The sequence below is a fragment of the Salinicola sp. LHM genome (genome assembly GCF_034479735.1).
Lineage (GTDB): Bacteria > Pseudomonadota > Gammaproteobacteria > Pseudomonadales > Halomonadaceae > Salinicola > Salinicola salarius.
In genome coordinates this window covers 3,734,748-3,750,439 of record NZ_CP140261.1, presented here as the reverse complement: position 1 = coordinate 3,750,439, position 15,692 = coordinate 3,734,748, and the positions used below count along the sequence as shown (strand labels likewise).

The following is a 15,692-nucleotide window of genomic DNA, read 5'->3' as shown; positions in this document are numbered from 1 at the left end:
CGGGTATGCTGCCAATTCGACTGCCGACACACAAAGGAAGGGGTGTTCATGGATCGTAGAAGTGTGCTGAAAAGCGCGATTGCCCTGGCTGCCTGGTACGGCCTGCCCTCGGCGCCACTATTTGCGGCGGCGCGCGCCACTAGCGATATCGCCGACGGCGAGGCGGCGGCTTTCAGTTTCGACTGGCTGCAGGGCTTCGCCCGCGATCTGGCCGCCAAGGCGTATCAGAGCGACGTCGAGAAACTGCCGCCGACCCTGGCCAATCTCACGCCACAGAACTACAACGCCATCGGCTACGATCCCGACCATTCGTTGTGGAATAGCATGAATGGCCCGCTGGACATCCAGTTCTTCCATGTCGGCATGGGGTTCAACCAGCCGGTCCGGATGTACTCCATCGACCCGCAGACCCAGCAGGCCAAGGAGATCCATTTCCGTCCCGACCTGTTCGAATACGCCAGGGCCGGTGTCGATGTCTCCCAGCTCGAGGGGCAGAGCGATCTCGGCTTCGCCGGATTCCGCGTGTTCAAGGAGCCGTCGCTGACCGAGCGGGACATCGTCTCCTTCCTCGGTGCCAGCTACTTCCGGGCCGTCGACGACACCTATCAGTACGGCCTTTCGGCACGCGGCGTGGCGGTCAACACCTATACCGACGGCAAGACCGAGGAATTCCCGGCATTCACCCGCTTCTGGTTCGAGACGCCCAAGCCGGGTTCGACGACCTTCACCGCCTATGCGCTGCTCGATTCGCCGAGCCTGGCCGGTGCCTATCGCTTCGTCATTCACTGCGAGGAGGAGCGCGTGGTGATGGACATCGACAAGCACCTCTATCCGCGCGAGTCGATCGCCCAGCTCGGCATCACGCCGATGACCAGCATGTTCAGCTGCGGCACCCAGCAGCGCGACATGTGCCTGACCTTCCACCCGCAGATCCACGACTCCGACCGGCTGTCGATGTGGCTCGGCAACGGCGAGTGGGTCTGCCGGCCGCTCAACAATCCGCCGCGGGTCCAGTTCAACACCTTCGGCGACGACAATCCCAAGGGGTTCGGGCTGCTGCAGACCGATCACGACTTCAAGAGCTACGAGGATATCGTCGCCAACTACCACAAGCGCCCCAGCCTGTGGGTCGAGCCGAAGGGGCAGTGGGGCAAGGGCGAGATCCAGATGCTGGAGATTCCCACCACCGGGGAGACCATGGATAACGTGGTCGCGTTCTGGAAGCCGGAAAAGGCGATCGAGCCGGGGCAGGAGCTCAATTACGGCTACAAGCTCTACTGGAGCGCACAGCCGCCGGTGAAGCCCGAGCTGGCGCGCGTCCGCAAGACGTTCACCGGCATCGGCGGCTTCCCCGAGGGCTGGGCGCCGGGAGAGCACTACCCGACAGTCTGGGCCAAGCGCATCGCGGTGGATTTCGTCGGTGGTGAGCTCAAGTACTTCTACGACAACGATATCGATATCAAGACTCAGCTCGACGTGCCGGAAGGCGACGTCAAGCAGCTCGATATCCTGTGGGTCAAGGAGATCGAAGGCTTCCGTATCCAGTTCGACTGGTACCCGACCAGCGACTCCACCGATCCGATCAACATGCGCCTGAACCTGACCGCCGACGGCAAGACGGTGAGCGAGACCTGGCTCTACCAGTACTTCCCGACGCCGCCGGAGGAGCGGGAGTATCCGGCGCATCCGGCAAGCTAGGCTTTGTCTGAAAACTGCCTGCGCTCGGCCATACGGCGTTAAAAATCGGCTCAAAGTACTCATTTACACCGCGTAAACTCCGTCTTTTCACCGATTTTTGCCTTGTCTGACCTTCGCTCGACGACTTTTCAGACAAAACCTAGGCCAGACGCAAATCTGCAAAAACCCACGGGGCGGCCATCTGGCCGCCCCGTTTCTTTCAGGTGTCGTTAGCGCCACTTTCACCGCGCCACGAACCTGCGCAGCCCGAAGCCCGCGACTAGTACCCGAACCGCGCCGCGACGGGGCCGGTGATCTCGGCGATCGTCGCCACTTCCGCATCGCTGAACCTGGGCTTGTAGTAGGTCGGCGCGTGCAGGCCGCTGGCGGCTTCTTCCAGCGCTTGCGGCTCGAGTTCGAGCTCGGCATGGTCGAAAACCGCCTGCAGGCTCTCGCGAGGCGTGCCGCAGAGATCTTCGTAGCGCACGACGAGACACGCCTTGCGCAGCTCGGGATCGTTGTCGAGCGTATCGGCGACGTGAGCATAGATGGCGGCCCAGTAGCGCGCCCATCCCTCGACTTCATTGCCGGCTTCCCACAGCGCGGTGATGCGCCGGGTTTCCTCGTCGTTACCCACGTTGATCGCCCGCCGGTCGAGACCGAACTCGTAGTGCCCTACCCGGCGCATGTGCTCCAGCGCGCGTGGTTCGCTGGTCTCGCCGGCCACGAATAGCGCCTGCTGCTTCATCAGCGAGGCGATGTGCCAGACCGGGTCGCGAACCACCACCACGAACTTCGCCTGCGGATAGAGCCGGTGCAGATAGCCCAGCCGCACCAGGTTGTAGTTGCCCTTGGCGACGTAGCGCTGGCGCTTGCGCACCGTAAGCAGCTTGCGGATATGTTCGTCGTAGAAGCGCTCGAAGGCGGGATGCTCGGCATGGCGTCCTTTCACCGAGCTCTGGGTCGGATCGTGGGTCTCTGGAAAGAACGCCATCCACAGCATCTCCTCGAACGCCTCCGGGCTCTGCGAGGTCACTTCGATGCCGTCCTTGTGGGCGCGCTCCTGCGCCTTCTCCTGGCCCTGTTTCTGTGACTGAGGGACCAGCGCCAGCCAGCGGTTCCACCAGTAGGGCGTCAGCAGCGGCGGAAAATCGACGTAGCGATGGGTCGCCACGGCGGGGTGGGAGGCGAGATGCTCGAGCAGAATGGTCGTGCCGGAGCGGGCGAGGCCGGCGACGTAGACGGGGCGATCCACGCGTCTATCGGCGATCGCATCCTGCACCGCTCGCGTTTCCAGGTTGCCGAGCTTGATCCAGGTGCCGGGCTTGCGGTGAATCCAGCCCCCCAGCCAGTGCATCCAGCCGGGCACCACGAAGCCGGGGTCGCTGACCTTGCCGCTGGCGGCCGGGCCAGTGCTCGCGTTGCCGGTACCTGCGTTGCGGGATTCGACCGGCCGAGAGGTCGAATTGTCGGAATCCGAGGTGCTCATTCGATTTTCGCCCAGCGATAAGTGAGAAGAGACACGATCGTCATGATCGGAAAGAAAATGGCGAGCCAATGGCGCATCCAGCCCGGCCCGAACGACAGATATTCGGGTTGGGGCAGGTCGAAGGTGATGCGCTCGATGGGGCTCTCCGCCGGCAGGTAGCCCAGCGGGTTGGCGGCCAGCCAGTTCCACCAATGGCGCTTTTCGATCACCGGGATAGGGGCAGTCATGGCAACGTTGGCCAGCTCGCTGCTGGCGTCGTTGACGATCACTCGCAAACCACTGCCTTCCCGAGTCCATCGCGCGTCGTAGGGGGTGTCGCTGTTTTGCGGAGTCACTTCCACGGAGGGCGTCACACCCTCTGCCGGCAGCGCGTGGGCGTAGTGGCTTTCCAGCCAGGTCAGTAGCGCCAGCAGCGGCAGGATCGAGACGAGCGTGGGCAGAAACACCAGCCCGAGATGCCGAAAGGCGCTGATGAACTGGTCGCGAATCAGCGGGCCGGCATCGCTGAATTCCCCATCGAAGTCATTGAGTCGCCTGCGCGCCGTGCGCGCTTCCCGTTTGGCATTGGCGATCCTGCCTTGCGGTGACACCAGCCGATACAGGAACAGCGTGCCGACACCGGCGATCGCCGCCCATACCACCAGCCGCAGCGTGGCGGGCAGGACGCTTTCCATCCCGCCATCGATGGCGGCGAAGATCGGATCGGGCAGATCCAGTAATCCCATGTGTCCTCCTGACACCAGCCCATCGTCCGCGCGTCACTGGCTACCGGAGCCGAATGCCCCGGCAGGATGACGAGCGCGCAACGCGGGCATTTGAATCCAGGCTTCTAAACTCAAGCTTCCAACCCCAGGCTTCCAACCCCGGGCTTCCAACCCCAGGCTTGCTGGAAGAGACGGGCCGACGGCGACGCCGTGCCGGCCCGCTTTGCGGGTATTAAAGGGATGGTATTGCCAAGGCGTGACGCGGCTAGGAGCGATGTCCGGCGTGGGGCGCTCCGCGCTGGCTCTCCTCGACGCGGGTGGTGGTCGGTGGCGACTCCGGATCCTGCGCGGTGCGGGCCTGGGCCGTGCTCGAACCGCTCTCGGCCGCGCCGCGTTCCGCCGAGGCGGCGGCTTCGGCCTTGCGTCGGCGCCGCATGCGCCGGATCGGCCACATGATGACGAAGAACAGCGCCATGCCAATCGCGGCGATGATGCCCCACAGCGCGGTCAGCAGGCTCAGCCCCGCGCCCGGGCCCACATAGGCTTCCGCGGCGAGTGGCAGGGTAGCGCCGATGGCGATGAGGACGGTCGGCAGGCGTGTGGCGTGTCGTTGGGTCGGTCGAGTCATGACGGTTACCTCTCAGTGGCTGAATCAGCCCCTTCAATCACCCCGAGGGCACCCCGACGTCGATGTCGTCACGTGGGGCCACTCCAGCCGACGCTTGTGGCGTCGATCATTATGGTCGGTTCAGCTTAAGCGGCGTCAGCCGGAAATTGAATGAGGTTTTTTGTTAGCACGTTCGCCGACATTGGCGGCATTTTGTAATCAAGAGTGAGCTGGGTAACCGTGAGTTTTATGGTCGGCCGGTTCTCGCTTCCGGAATTTTTCTGGCGTTCGCCGACTGGGCCGATATCATCGGCGGCTTCGTCTGCCGGCTGCGCTCGGCAGGCATGGTTCACGGTTTGAAATGGGGCGATGCATGAATGCTGTAGTGCTGGCCATTCTGATAATGGTCACGTTGAGTCTGGCGCGGGTCTCGGTGGTGTTTGCGCTGATCGTCGCGGCGCTCGTGGGCGGGCTGTATGCCGGCATGCCGCTTGGCGGGATTCTCGATGCCTTCAACGACGGGCTGGGCAATGGGGCGACGGTGGCGATCTCCTACGCGGTGCTGGGGGCGTTCGCGGTAGCCCTGTCACGCTCCGGCATCACCCAGGGGCTGGCCCGCCGCGCCGTCCGGCGATTTCATCTCGAGGGCTCCGGCCTGCGCCAGCGCCGCGTGGTACTGGCCCTGCTGGGTTGCCTGCTGCTGGCGGCGATCAGCTCGCAGAACCTGATTCCCGTCCACATCGCCTTCATTCCGATCCTGGTGCCGCCGCTGCTGGCGCTGATGAACCGGCTCCGGCTGGATCGCCGCGCGGTGGCCTGCGTCATTACCTTCGGGATCACGGCGCCCTACATGCTGTTGCCGGTCGGGTTCGGAGCGATCTTTCTCAACGACATTCTGCTCAACAATCTCAACGCCAGCGGTGCGGAATTCGGCCTGCAGATCGAGGCGGCCCAGGTGCCGCTGGCGATGGCGATCCCGATCGGCGGCATGGCGTTGGGCCTGCTCGTTGCCGTCTTTTTCAGCTATCGCCGCCAGCGCACCTACGAAGACCGGCCGCTGGTAGGCCAGCAGGACAGCGAGGAGTCCGCGTCGTCCGGCGCCGATCGATCCCTTCGCGGCTGGCAGAAGATCGTGCTGGCCGCGTCGTTGATCGGCACCGTGGTCGTCCAGCTGCTGACGGATTCGATGGTGCTGGGCGGTCTGTTCGGCTTCGCGCTGCTGTCGCTGAGCGGCGTGTTCCGCTGGCGGGATCAGGATGACGTGTTTACCGAAGGCATGCGGATGATGGCGCAGGTCGGCTTCATCATGATCGCGGCGGCCGGTTTCGCCGGCGTGATGCAGGCGACCGGCTCGGTGGACAGCCTGGTGACCAGCTCCGCGGCGATGATCGGCGATCACAAGGGCCTGGCCGCGCTGATCATGCTGCTCGTAGGCCTGTTCATCACCATGGGGATCGGCTCCTCGTTCTCGACCATTCCGATCATCGCCTCGCTCTACGTGCCGCTGGCGCTGAGCTTCGGCTTTTCGCCGCTGGCGACCGTTGCGCTCGTCGGCACGGCGGCAGCGCTGGGCGATGCCGGCTCGCCGGCCTCGGATTCCACCCTGGGGCCGACCGCCGGGCTCAATGCCGACGGCCAGCACGACCATATCTGGGACAGCGTGGTGCCGACCTTCCTGCACTACAACGTGCCGCTGCTGATCTTTGGCTGGATCGCGGCGATGGTGCTTTGACCTCGGGCTTCGAGCGGCGGGAAACGGGAAGCGAGAGCCGGCTTCGGGGATGCGAAGAGCAGCGTTGGCGGGTGGTGCCTGTTAAGCTGGCTGACTATTAGCGGAAACACATTGCCTGAAACAAGGAGCTCGAGATGAGCAAAAGCGCTGATAAAACGCCCAAGAATACCAAGACGACCAAGCGCAACGCAGCGCCGCTCGACGCGGATGCGATGACGTTTCTGGAGCGCTATCTCAACAATGCCTCGCCCACCGGCTACGAGTGGGAAGGCCAGAAGCTGTGGATGGAGTATCTGCGCCCCTACGTGGATGAATTCATTACCGACACCTACGGCACCGCCGTCGGCGTGATCAATCCGGAAGCCGAGTACAAGGTGGTGATCGAGGGTCACGCCGACGAGATCTCCTGGTACGTCAACTACATCACCGACAACGGCCTGATCTACGTCATCCGCAACGGCGGCAGCGACCATCAGATCGCGCCCTCAAAACGGGTCAACATCCATACCGACAACGGCATCGTGCCGGGCGTGTTCGGCTGGCCGGCGATCCATACCCGCCGTCAGGGGCCGAAGGAGAAGCCGCCGGAGCTCGACAACATCTTCATCGATGTCGGCGCGAGCACCAGGGACGAGGTCGAGGCGCTTGGCGTTCACGTCGGCTGCGTGATCACCTATCCCGACGAATTCTTCGTCCTCAACGGCGACAAGCTGGTCTGCCGCGCCATCGATAACCGTATCGGCGGCTTCATGATCGCGGAAGTGGCGCGGCTGCTGAAGGCGCGCAAGCAAAAGCTCGATTTCGGCCTCTACATCGTCAACGCGGTGCAGGAAGAAGTGGGCCTGCGCGGCGCGGAGATGATCGCCGAGCGCCTGAACCCCAACGTCGCCATCGTCACCGATGTCAGCCACGACACCTCGACGCCGATGATCGAGCCCAAGCGCGAAGGCGCCAACAAGATCGGCGACGGCCCGGTGATCTGCTACGCCCCGGCGATCCAGAACAAGCTGCGCGAGCGGCTGATCAAGGTCGCCCAGGAGCAGAAGATCCCGTTCCAGCGCCTGCCGCGTTCGCGGGCCACCGGCACCGATACCGACGCCTTCGCCTACAGCAATTCCGGCGTCGCCTCGGCGCTGATCTCGCTGCCGCTGCGCTACATGCACACCACCGTCGAGATGGTCCACAAGCAGGACGTCGAGAACGTGATCGAGCTGATCTACCACGCCCTGCTCGACATCAAGCCCGGCGAGACCTTCAGCTACTTCGATTGAATGGCTTTCGATTGAACGGCTTCGATTGAGCGGCGTTTACCCCGCTGCCCGCGCCCCGACGAGCGATCGTCGGGGCGCTTTCGTAGGGCTCAGATACTGATCAATCCTTCCCACCACTGGCGAATCGGCTTCCACCAGTCTGGCGCCTGCTCGCGGCCCTGGCGGTCGCTGTCGAGATAGACCGTGGCGGTGAGGCCGGCGGAGAGCTTGGTGCCTTCGGGAATGTCATCCAGCGCGATGCGCACGGGAATGCGCTGGGAAAGGCGTACCCAGTCGAACGAGGCGTTGACCGAGGCTAGCCCGTTTTCCTGGCTGCTCAGGCTGCTGTCGCTGATACCGCGGGCGAAGCTGTCGACATGCCCCCAGATGGGCTCGTCGCTGGAGAGCAGTTGGACCCGAACGGGCGCGCCGACATCGATGCTGTCGAGCTTGGTCTCCTCGAAGTAGCCCAGCACGTAGAAGCTTTTGGCATCCACCAGGGTCATGGCATCGGTGCCTACGGTCACGTATTGCCCGGGGCGCAGCAGCAGGTTGGTGACGTAGCCGTCGACCGGTGCGCGAACGGTGGCGCGTTCCAGATCCAGCTCGGCCTGGTTGACCTCGACTTTCGCCTGTTCGACGGCGGCCTGGGCCGTGGCCAGTGCGAAGCGGGCGTTGTCCTTGTCCTCCTGGGAGACGTAATTCTTCAGACGCTGGCGACGGCTGTTGGCGGCCTGTGCTTCGTCGCGCTGCTGCGTCAACTGGTTGAGATTGGCCCTGGCTTCGTTCAGCGCCAACTGGTAACGCTGCTGGTCGATGGTGAATAGCACATCGCCTTTTTTCACCAGCTGGTTGTCGTGCACCTCGAGACTGTCGACGAGGCCGGCGACATCGGTGCCGAGGTTGACCACATCGGCACGAACGCGACCGTCGCGGGTCCACGGGTCGTGCATGTAGTGATCCCAGATCTGGGCAACGGCGACGATCGCGGCAATCACCAGAGCGATGGTCAACAGTAGCCGCAGGGTCTTGCGGAGTCCGGTAGGCCAATTCATGAAGGTCTTTTCCTCATCCAGCGATCGGCAGCGAGCCCGTCAGGGCGAGTACCGACCACAACAGCAAAGCGTAAATCGCGATATCCAGCAGTACTGGTTGCCAGAACCAGTGATAGAGCCCCAGGCGCACGAACACGCGCCGCAGGATCAGATAGAGCCCGAGGGCCAGCAATACCGGCACCGTCAACGGCGGTATCAGGAACCCCAGGAACGACCATTCAGCGAGCATGTCGAGTGTCTCCGGTGGTTGCCTTGGGCGCATCGTGTTCTTCGTCCGCGCGGGTCTCGAGTGCCACGCCCGGCGCCGCGCGCATCAGATGCCCCAACATGGCGATCTCGCCGATGCTGGCGATCGGCAGGCGGGTTTCATGATAGAGCCGCTCGACCCAGGCAATGGCCTCGTCGGCCAGCTCGCGCCAGACGGCCGGGTCATGATGGCGGCGCGATACCACGCGAGCGCCGATGTCGCCGAGCCAGGCTTCGATCTCCGTGCGGTGAGGGCCGAGCGCGTCGCGCAGGCGCCGGATTCGCCACACGCACAGCGCCATGGCATGGAGGTCGATGGCTTCGCGTATGGCCTGGTCACTGCCCCCCAGCGCAACCAGTTTGCCAAGGCGGTCGTAAAGGCGGCTTTCCAGGCGGGCGCGATTGGGGAGCGACTTCTCCCGCAGCAGCCGGCCCAGGCCACGCCAGTAGGCTGCCATCAGCGTTTTGATACGCCCCCCGGCAGAGCGTTGGCGCAACAGTGAATAGGTCGCCATGGCCGCGATGGTGCCGATGATCGAGGCGAGTCCGCCATTGATGTAACTCGTCGGCGCGAAGTTGTAGGTCGAATGCAGATTGAGCAGCGTCATCATCGTGATGGCCCCGGCCAGCCCTATCGCGGACCAGCGTGGGTGCGGCGTGAGCAATGTGCCGATGGTCACGGGAACCGCGACCGCAATGGCGAGCAGAGGAAAGCCACTGATGGCCGGCATGACGAGAAACAGAAGTATGCCGCCGAAAAATACCGCCGCGATCGATCCCCACAGAAACTGATAGACGACGGCTGCCGGGTTCGGAGCCTTGGCGAACAGCATGGTGAACACGCCAAGCAGCATCATTGCCAGATAGCCCGAATGCCAGCCACTGTGAATCCAGAATTGGCCCAGCAGTTCGAAGGCGATGAATACGCGAAAGGCGTTGAAGCGGGCGATGAAGTGTTCATTGTGGGTGGCACGGGAGCGGCGCTCGCGGGGCAATGTCTTGATCTTCGACGAAGCGGGATCATTCAAGGCATGGCGTAGCCGACGGCCATGCTGTAGTAAGCCGATCACCTCGCCCAGACGCTGGCGGACCAGCTCGGCACGGGTGCGGGTACGTGGCTCCACCGTCGCTTCGTCCCACTCGAAGTCGGCCATCAGCAACCGCTCGCTCGGCTCGCCATCCGGTCGTTGTTCGATTTCCTGCAGCAGGGGAACGACCTGCCGGGTCAACTGCGAAAGCCAGCGCTCGCCGTCGTCACAGTCGCGCAGATAGTCCAGTGCCGTTTCCAGCTCACGGACGGCGGTAATCAGCGCCAGGCTATCGCTGGCGAAGCGATCCAGCGCGGGGATGAAATGGCTCAGACGGCGGGTTTCCAGCCGCGTCAGCCCGCGCAGCTTCTCGAACTGCTGATAATGCTGGAACAGTGTCTTCAACTGGGCGTCGCGATCGTCGCGAGCGCGAGGTTCGGCGAGCGTCGCCAGCGTTTCGGTAGCGGCCTGCGAGAGAAACCGGGAAAGCGCGCTCGGCAGGGCATGACTGCCATAACGCGGGGCAATGACCACGTGCATCAGCAGCCCACAGCCGATTCCCAGTGCCGTTTCGGTGAAGCGCCCCTGCGCCACGGACCAGACATTCTCGATGCCGGTACCGATCGCGGTCAGCGACACCAGCGTCGAGGTGTAGCCGCTGAGCATCATCACGTAGCCGAGATACTCGTCCTGCTCGAGTATGACCCAGTACATGCAGAAGGCCAGCCACGCGCCGGCAAACAGCAGATAGAGCATCGGCTGCTGGCCGAACAGCGCGATTAGCACCAGGCCGACGATAGCGCCGAACAGCGTGCCGAACAGGCGCGCCAGGCTGCGGCCGATAATGATGCCGATCGGCGGCGTACCGCCGGTGAACATGACCGGCTGCAGGGTCACGATCATCACCGCCAGAATGGCCCAGGCAGGCTGGTAGAGATCGAGGCGCATGGACAGGAACAGTGCCAGCCAGACGGCCAGCACCGTTCGCAACGCCAGTAACCAGTGATCGGCAGGAATTCGAATCATAAATGACCAAAACCCGTGAATGCGGGCATCCACGGGGCATGTCCATGGACACATCCACGGGACATTCATTCCACGGGGCAGTGTATTGAAGCGCGATGGATGCGTATCAAAGCGCCATAAAAGTTAGGCTGCGAATGATCACATTGTCTTCGACCTATGTCTATAGCTTTGTGCAGAACAGCTTGCGCAGAACAGCCGGTTCCAGGTGGAAGCGCCAGAAAGGTTGGACGGTACGGAGGGGGAGAACGAAAAATGGCCACCGAGTGGTGGCCATGAGATTACCGGTTTGGGTCCGAATACGGCGGCTTCAAAAACGGTAACCGATGCCGCCCATCACCACCCAGGGGTCGATGTGAACGGTGGTGTCATAGGATTGGCCACCGACCTCGGCGGTCGCGTCGGAGTCGATGTCGATATACCAGGCGGCGGCGTTCATCGACCAGTGATCGTCGATCAACAGGTCCACCCCCAACTGGCCGGCAGCGCCCCAGGAGTCGTCGAGATCGAGGCTGCCGCCGTCCAGGTCTTCATCGGAGAAATGGGTGTAGTTCACGCCCGCGCCGATGTAGGGCTGCACCCGCGACTGGGTGCCACCGAGCGGATAGTACTGCAGCGTCAGTGTCGGTGGCAGATGCTTGGTCGAGGCCATCTCGTTGCCGTTCAGGTTGATATCGTGCTCGAACGGTTCGGCGGCCAGCAGTTCGACGCCCCACTTGTCGAGAAAACGGTAACCCAGCGTGAAGGCGAAGCCGGTGTCGTCGTCGACATCGACATCCATGCCCAGACCATCGAAGTGGCCATTGTCGCTCTTGGGCGAAACCTTGGCGATACCGAAATGGGTGAACAAATCACCGGCACCATAGGCAAAGGCGTTGCCGGCGCCCAGCGCGGTGACCAGCGCCATCCCGGCGACGGAGAAGCGGCGAAGGATCGTGTTCATGATGATGCTCCCTTGTCCTTGTGACTGACATTGACTCGCCTCGGCAGCGGTAGCCTCGAAGACGATGATGTCAGCATATGCGTAATAACCTTATTGTTCGTGTGGTTATTTGCCGCAAGGTCGTCTTTGAGCGATCCATTTTGGTGCAGATGGACTCAAGATGGAGCAACTTTGGTGCACAGAGCTTCGAGGTTTATCACATGACAAGAGACAAAAATGATTAACTATTTGTTTTTGAAAGGGGGGATAGGTGTTGGCACGTTTTTACCATATAGTTCAATAGAAAGTGGTGTCTTGTTTACAATATATTTCAATGGCAAGTGGGGCTTGGTTAGCCAGCCTGTAAATCTTGTACAGAACAGCGCGCCGCTAGGCGCTTGGCAATGAAGCCCGGATGTCCTCCCGACGTCCGGGCTTTTTTTGTGGAAACGACCATGACATTCACGTTACCCATCGGGATGCTCTACTCGACGACCGGCACCTACCAACGCATCAGCAAGAATGCGCGCAGCGGCGCCTTGCAAGCGGTCACTGATATCAATGCCGACGCGACATCGGGCGTGACGCTGGTGGTGCATGAGTACGATCCTCATGGCGAACTCGAAGCCTATCATCAGGGTGTCGAGGCCTTGCTTGCGCGGGGCGTGCGTCACGTAGTGGGCACCACGACCTCGGCGAGCCGCAAAGATATCGTGCCGGATGTCGAACGCGACGATGCCCTGTTGTGGTACGCCTGCCCCTACGAAGGCTTCGAGTGCAGCGAAAACGTGCTCTATTCCGGCGGGTGCCCGAGCCAGAATCTGGTGCCGCTGTTGGCCTATGCCCTGCGCGAGCACGGCAAGCGTGGCGTGCTGATCGGCTCCAACTACGTTTGGGGCTGGGAGAGCAACCGCATTGCCCGCGAACTGGTGGAAGCCGCCCATGGCCGCATCGTGGCGGAGAAGTACTTCCACTTCGGCGATTGCGACTTCGACGCCATCATCATCCGGATTCTGGAAGGCGTCACCGACTTCGTGCTCAACAACCTTGTCGGCGAGTCCTCCTATGCCTTCCTGGCTCAGCTCGATGCCGCCTGTGAGCGCCAGGGCACCACCATCACCGTACTCAGTTGCAACTTCACCGAGTGCGAGCTGCCGGCGATTCCTCGCTTACGGCATGTGCGCCTGTTGTCGTGCGGGCCATGGTTCGATCATCCCGGCAACGGCTTCAGTGCGCGCCAACGGGTGCGTCATGGCGTGCAGATCTATTCGAGCTGTTATACCAACGCCTACAACGCCGTGCAGTTGCTGGCGCGAAGCTGTGCCGCGGTGGGCAGCGACGACCCCGCAGCGGTGCTGGCGTGGCTGCATGCGAACTCGCATACCACCTTGATGGGCGAGTTGGCTTTCAATCCGAGCAACAACCATCTGGCGCTGCCGTGCTGCATCGCCGAAGCAGGGGACGAAGGGTTTTGCATCGTGCATCGCGAAAGCGGTGTGCTGGACGCCGACCCTTACCTGACCCGCACCGGTATCTCCCAGTTCCGCGACGTGGTCGGTGCCGCACCCACGTCGCCCCGCTTGAGGGTCGTGAAATGAAAGCGGAAACCTTGACTCCACGGCTGCTGCTGGTGGATTGCGAGCCGCGCTCGCAGGCGATGCTCGACAAGAGCCTGGCGCGCCTGGGCTTGCACGGCTGGACCGTGGCCGAGGATGCCGAGATCGCCCTGACGGATGTCGATGGCGTGATCGTCGAATTGGATCACTTCGCCAGCCCGCGCCTGCTTGAGGCGGCTCGCGCGGCAGGCCTGCCGATCGTGGCGATGACCCACCACCAGACGCTGTCGCAGATCCAGCGCGCGCGGCGGCTGGGCGCCACGGCTATCCTCAACAAGCCAATTACCCAGCATACCGTCTATACCACGCTGGCCATGGCGCGGACATTGCGCGAGCGGCTCACCGAGCTCGAAACCGCTCATGATCGGCTGGCCGCGCAGGTGGACCAGCAGGGGCTCATCGCCCGGGCCGTGGCGCGCATCATGGTCAGCGCCGAGCTGGATGAAGCGCAGGCGTTCGAGCGGTTGCGCAGCGATGCCATGTCACGACAGCTCACCCTGGTGCAGGCCAGCGAGCGGCTGCTGACGCAGATGGCACCCGCACGGCGTCAGGGAGGAGCGTCATGACGGTGCTAAAGGCATTGCTCAAACGCAAGACCGTGGCCATCGCGCTGTTCTATATCCTGATCGTGGTCGTGGCGGCGGTCTTCGCCCCTTGGTTGGCACCGCACGATCCCACCGAGCAGTTCTTCGAAGGGCTTTCGCTGGAAGGCGCGCCGTTACCGCCCGGCGGCGAGTTCTGGCTGGGCACGGACCTGCTGGGGCGCGATTTGCTTTCGCGGGTCATCTACGGCGCGCGTACCTCGTTGATCATCGGCATCGTCTCCAACGGTATCGCGGTAGTGATCGGCACGCTGGTGGGCGTGACCGCGGGCTTCGTGCGCGGCTGGCTGGGCTCGGTGCTGATGCGCCTGACCGATTTGATGATGGCCTTTCCTGCCTTGCTGCTCGCCATCGCGCTGGCGGCGATCCTGCAACCCAGCCTGTGGATCGTGGCGATGGTCATCGCCATGGTGAACTGGGTACAGATCGCGCGCGTCATCTATTCGGAGACCATCTCGCTGTCGTCGAAGGATTTCGTGGCGGTCGAGCGCACCATCGGGGTCAGCGCGCCGCGCATCCTGTTCTCGCATCTCCTGCCGCATTTGCTGCCGACCATTCTGGTCTGGGCGACCCTGGGCATCTCTACCACGGTACTGCTCGAAGCCACGTTGTCCTTCCTGGGGGTCGGCGTGCAGCCGCCCATGCCGAGCTGGGGCAACATCATCTTCGAGAGCCAGACCTATTTCATCTCCGCCATGTGGCTGGTGCTGTTCCCCGGCATCGCCATCATCGCGCTGTCGTTGAGCTTCAACCTGGTCGGCGACGCGCTGCGCGACGAGCTCGACCCGACACTCAAAGGAAGACGCTAATGGTCTGGTACATCGCCAAGCGCATCGCCTATTCGCTGCTCATCCTGCTGGGCGTGACTTTCATCACCTACCTGCTGCTCTACATGATTCCGGCCGACCCTGCGCGGCAGATCGCCGGTCGCAGCGCCACCGCCGAGGTGGTGGCCAACATCCGCCACCAACTGGGGCTGGATCTGCCGTTCTACGAGCAGTACGTCCGCTATCTGGGCAACCTGCTGCAGGGCGACCTGGGGCGCTCCTACGTGCAGCGCTCGGAAGTCTCGACGCTGCTCGCCTCGCGGGTGGGCCCGACGCTGCAACTGATGGCCGCCGGCATCGGCTTCGAGCTGCTGATCGGCATCACGCTGGGTATCGTCGCGGCGCTCAAGCGCAATTCGGTACTCGATCAGGTGCTGATGGCGTTCTCGTTCATCGGCGTGTCCTCGCCGCATTTCATCGCCGCGATGCTGGCGCTGTATTTCTTCGCGGTCTATCTCGGCTGGTTCCCATTGGGCGGCTACGGCGGCGTCGAGCACTTGCTGTTGCCGGCCATCACCCTCGGTGTGCTGGGCAGCGGCTGGTACTCACGCATGGTGCGCTCGTCGATGATCGAGGTGCTGCATCAGGACTTCATTCGCACTGCGCGCGCCAAGGGGTTGGGACGGGCGCGCGTCCTGCTGCGCCACGTGCTGCCCAACGCCATCGTGCCGGTGATCCCCATGATCGGGATCGACATCGGCATCTTCATGAGCGGGCTGGTCGTCGTGGAGTCGGTGTTCGGCTGGCCGGGCCTGGGGCAACTGGCCTGGCAGGCCATCCAGCAGGTGGATATCCCGATCATCGTGGGCGTCACCATGCTCTCGGCGGTCGCCATCGTGCTGGGCAATCTCGTGGCCGATCTGGCCGTGCTGTTCGTCGATCCGCGCATCGACGTCACCCAAACCTGAACCTCA

Annotated in this window: 14 protein-coding genes; 7 read left to right on the top strand and 7 right to left on the bottom strand. The window is 63.0% G+C overall.

Features of this window, described 5'->3' with window-relative positions; genetic code table 11:
- The first annotated feature begins 48 nt into the window (after window positions 1-48).
- On the top strand, window positions 49-1,698 hold the full coding sequence (locus R5R73_RS17045; protein ID WP_322528140.1) for a glucan biosynthesis protein: 1,650 nt from the start codon (window positions 49-51) through the stop codon (window positions 1,696-1,698).
- A 259-nt stretch (window positions 1,699-1,957) separates the two neighbouring features.
- Here R5R73_RS17045 and R5R73_RS17040 read toward each other — a convergent pair whose 3' ends face one another.
- From R5R73_RS17040 to R5R73_RS17030, 3 genes are all read right to left on the bottom strand, one after another.
- Complete coding sequence (locus R5R73_RS17040) at window positions 1,958-3,166, bottom strand: sulfotransferase (RefSeq protein WP_322528139.1); 1,209 nt, start codon at window positions 3,164-3,166, stop codon at window positions 1,958-1,960.
- Window positions 3,163-3,891 (bottom strand): hypothetical protein, encoded by a 729-nt coding sequence (locus R5R73_RS17035; protein WP_322528138.1) that lies wholly within the window; start codon window positions 3,889-3,891, stop codon window positions 3,163-3,165. The genes R5R73_RS17040 and R5R73_RS17035 overlap by 4 nt, the downstream gene beginning before the upstream one ends.
- A 244-nt stretch (window positions 3,892-4,135) precedes the next feature.
- Window positions 4,136-4,498: a hypothetical protein gene (locus R5R73_RS17030; protein ID WP_071230870.1), complete on the bottom strand. Its 363-nt coding sequence runs from the start codon at window positions 4,496-4,498 to the stop codon at window positions 4,136-4,138.
- A gap of 352 nt (window positions 4,499-4,850) precedes the next feature.
- On the opposite strand from R5R73_RS17030, the gene R5R73_RS17025 reads away from it, so the two are divergent.
- Window positions 4,851-6,209: a Na+/H+ antiporter family protein gene (locus tag R5R73_RS17025; RefSeq protein ID WP_071230869.1), complete on the top strand. Its 1,359-nt coding sequence runs from the start codon at window positions 4,851-4,853 to the stop codon at window positions 6,207-6,209.
- Between the two features lie 134 nt (window positions 6,210-6,343).
- Window positions 6,344-7,480 carry a M42 family metallopeptidase gene (locus tag R5R73_RS17020; RefSeq protein WP_071230868.1) on the top strand — a complete coding sequence of 379 codons (1,137 nt, stop codon included), beginning with the start codon at window positions 6,344-6,346 and terminating at the stop codon, window positions 7,478-7,480.
- Window positions 7,481-7,569: 89 nt separating this feature from the next.
- Here the strand turns inward: R5R73_RS17020 and R5R73_RS17015 are convergent, their stop codons facing one another.
- The 4 genes from R5R73_RS17015 to R5R73_RS17000 form a co-directional block, all read right to left on the bottom strand.
- Entirely contained in the window at window positions 7,570-8,514 is a 945-nt protein-coding gene (locus R5R73_RS17015; protein WP_071230867.1) for an efflux RND transporter periplasmic adaptor subunit, read from the bottom strand.
- A 13-nt stretch (window positions 8,515-8,527) separates the two neighbouring features.
- The gene (locus R5R73_RS17010) at window positions 8,528-8,743 is read right to left on the bottom strand and encodes a DUF1656 domain-containing protein (RefSeq protein WP_071230866.1); all 216 of its coding nucleotides are present in this window, start codon (window positions 8,741-8,743) and stop codon (window positions 8,528-8,530) included.
- The gene (locus R5R73_RS17005) at window positions 8,733-10,814 is read right to left on the bottom strand and encodes an FUSC family protein (RefSeq protein WP_071230865.1); all 2,082 of its coding nucleotides are present in this window, start codon (window positions 10,812-10,814) and stop codon (window positions 8,733-8,735) included. Before R5R73_RS17005 ends, R5R73_RS17010 begins: the two co-directional genes overlap by 11 nt.
- 307 nt (window positions 10,815-11,121) lie before the next feature.
- Window positions 11,122-11,754, bottom strand: a complete 633-nt coding sequence (locus R5R73_RS17000) for an OmpW/AlkL family protein (RefSeq protein ID WP_071230864.1) — start codon at window positions 11,752-11,754, stop codon at window positions 11,122-11,124.
- Between the two features lie 434 nt (window positions 11,755-12,188).
- Here R5R73_RS17000 and R5R73_RS16995 point away from each other — a divergent pair, with 434 nt between their 5' ends.
- From R5R73_RS16995 to R5R73_RS16980, 4 genes are read left to right on the top strand one after another with little or no spacing between them, the layout of a single operon-like run.
- Window positions 12,189-13,331, top strand: a complete 1,143-nt coding sequence (locus R5R73_RS16995) for a transporter substrate-binding protein (RefSeq protein ID WP_071230863.1) — start codon at window positions 12,189-12,191, stop codon at window positions 13,329-13,331.
- Window positions 13,328-13,915 carry an ANTAR domain-containing response regulator gene (locus R5R73_RS16990; protein ID WP_071230862.1) on the top strand — a complete coding sequence of 196 codons (588 nt, stop codon included), beginning with the start codon at window positions 13,328-13,330 and terminating at the stop codon, window positions 13,913-13,915. Before R5R73_RS16995 ends, R5R73_RS16990 begins: the two co-directional genes overlap by 4 nt.
- On the top strand, window positions 13,912-14,760 hold the full coding sequence (locus tag R5R73_RS16985; RefSeq protein ID WP_071230861.1) for an ABC transporter permease: 849 nt from the start codon (window positions 13,912-13,914) through the stop codon (window positions 14,758-14,760). The genes R5R73_RS16990 and R5R73_RS16985 overlap by 4 nt, the downstream gene beginning before the upstream one ends.
- Window positions 14,760-15,686 carry an ABC transporter permease gene (locus R5R73_RS16980; RefSeq protein WP_071230860.1) on the top strand — a complete coding sequence of 309 codons (927 nt, stop codon included), beginning with the start codon at window positions 14,760-14,762 and terminating at the stop codon, window positions 15,684-15,686. The genes R5R73_RS16985 and R5R73_RS16980 overlap by 1 nt, the downstream gene beginning before the upstream one ends.
- Window positions 15,687-15,692 lie beyond the last annotated feature (6 nt).

Coding starts and splice junctions, on each gene's coding strand:
- R5R73_RS17005 (WP_071230865.1), bottom strand. CDS start 10,814: ATGATTCGAATTCCTGCCGATCACTGGTTACTGGCGTTGCGAACGGTG.
- R5R73_RS16985 (WP_071230861.1), top strand. CDS start 13,912: ATGACGGTGCTAAAGGCATTGCTCAAACGCAAGACCGTGGCCATCGCG.
- R5R73_RS17030 (WP_071230870.1), bottom strand. CDS start 4,498: ATGACTCGACCGACCCAACGACACGCCACACGCCTGCCGACCGTCCTC.
- R5R73_RS17020 (WP_071230868.1), top strand. CDS start 6,344: ATGAGCAAAAGCGCTGATAAAACGCCCAAGAATACCAAGACGACCAAG.
- R5R73_RS17035 (WP_322528138.1), bottom strand. CDS start 3,891: ATGGGATTACTGGATCTGCCCGATCCGATCTTCGCCGCCATCGATGGC.
- R5R73_RS16980 (WP_071230860.1), top strand. CDS start 14,760: ATGGTCTGGTACATCGCCAAGCGCATCGCCTATTCGCTGCTCATCCTG.
- R5R73_RS16990 (WP_071230862.1), top strand. CDS start 13,328: ATGAAAGCGGAAACCTTGACTCCACGGCTGCTGCTGGTGGATTGCGAG.
- R5R73_RS17025 (WP_071230869.1), top strand. CDS start 4,851: ATGAATGCTGTAGTGCTGGCCATTCTGATAATGGTCACGTTGAGTCTG.
- R5R73_RS17015 (WP_071230867.1), bottom strand. CDS start 8,514: ATGAATTGGCCTACCGGACTCCGCAAGACCCTGCGGCTACTGTTGACC.
- R5R73_RS16995 (WP_071230863.1), top strand. CDS start 12,189: ATGACATTCACGTTACCCATCGGGATGCTCTACTCGACGACCGGCACC.
- R5R73_RS17000 (WP_071230864.1), bottom strand. CDS start 11,754: ATGAACACGATCCTTCGCCGCTTCTCCGTCGCCGGGATGGCGCTGGTC.
- R5R73_RS17045 (WP_322528140.1), top strand. CDS start 49: ATGGATCGTAGAAGTGTGCTGAAAAGCGCGATTGCCCTGGCTGCCTGG.
- R5R73_RS17010 (WP_071230866.1), bottom strand. CDS start 8,743: ATGCTCGCTGAATGGTCGTTCCTGGGGTTCCTGATACCGCCGTTGACG.
- R5R73_RS17040 (WP_322528139.1), bottom strand. CDS start 3,166: ATGAGCACCTCGGATTCCGACAATTCGACCTCTCGGCCGGTCGAATCC.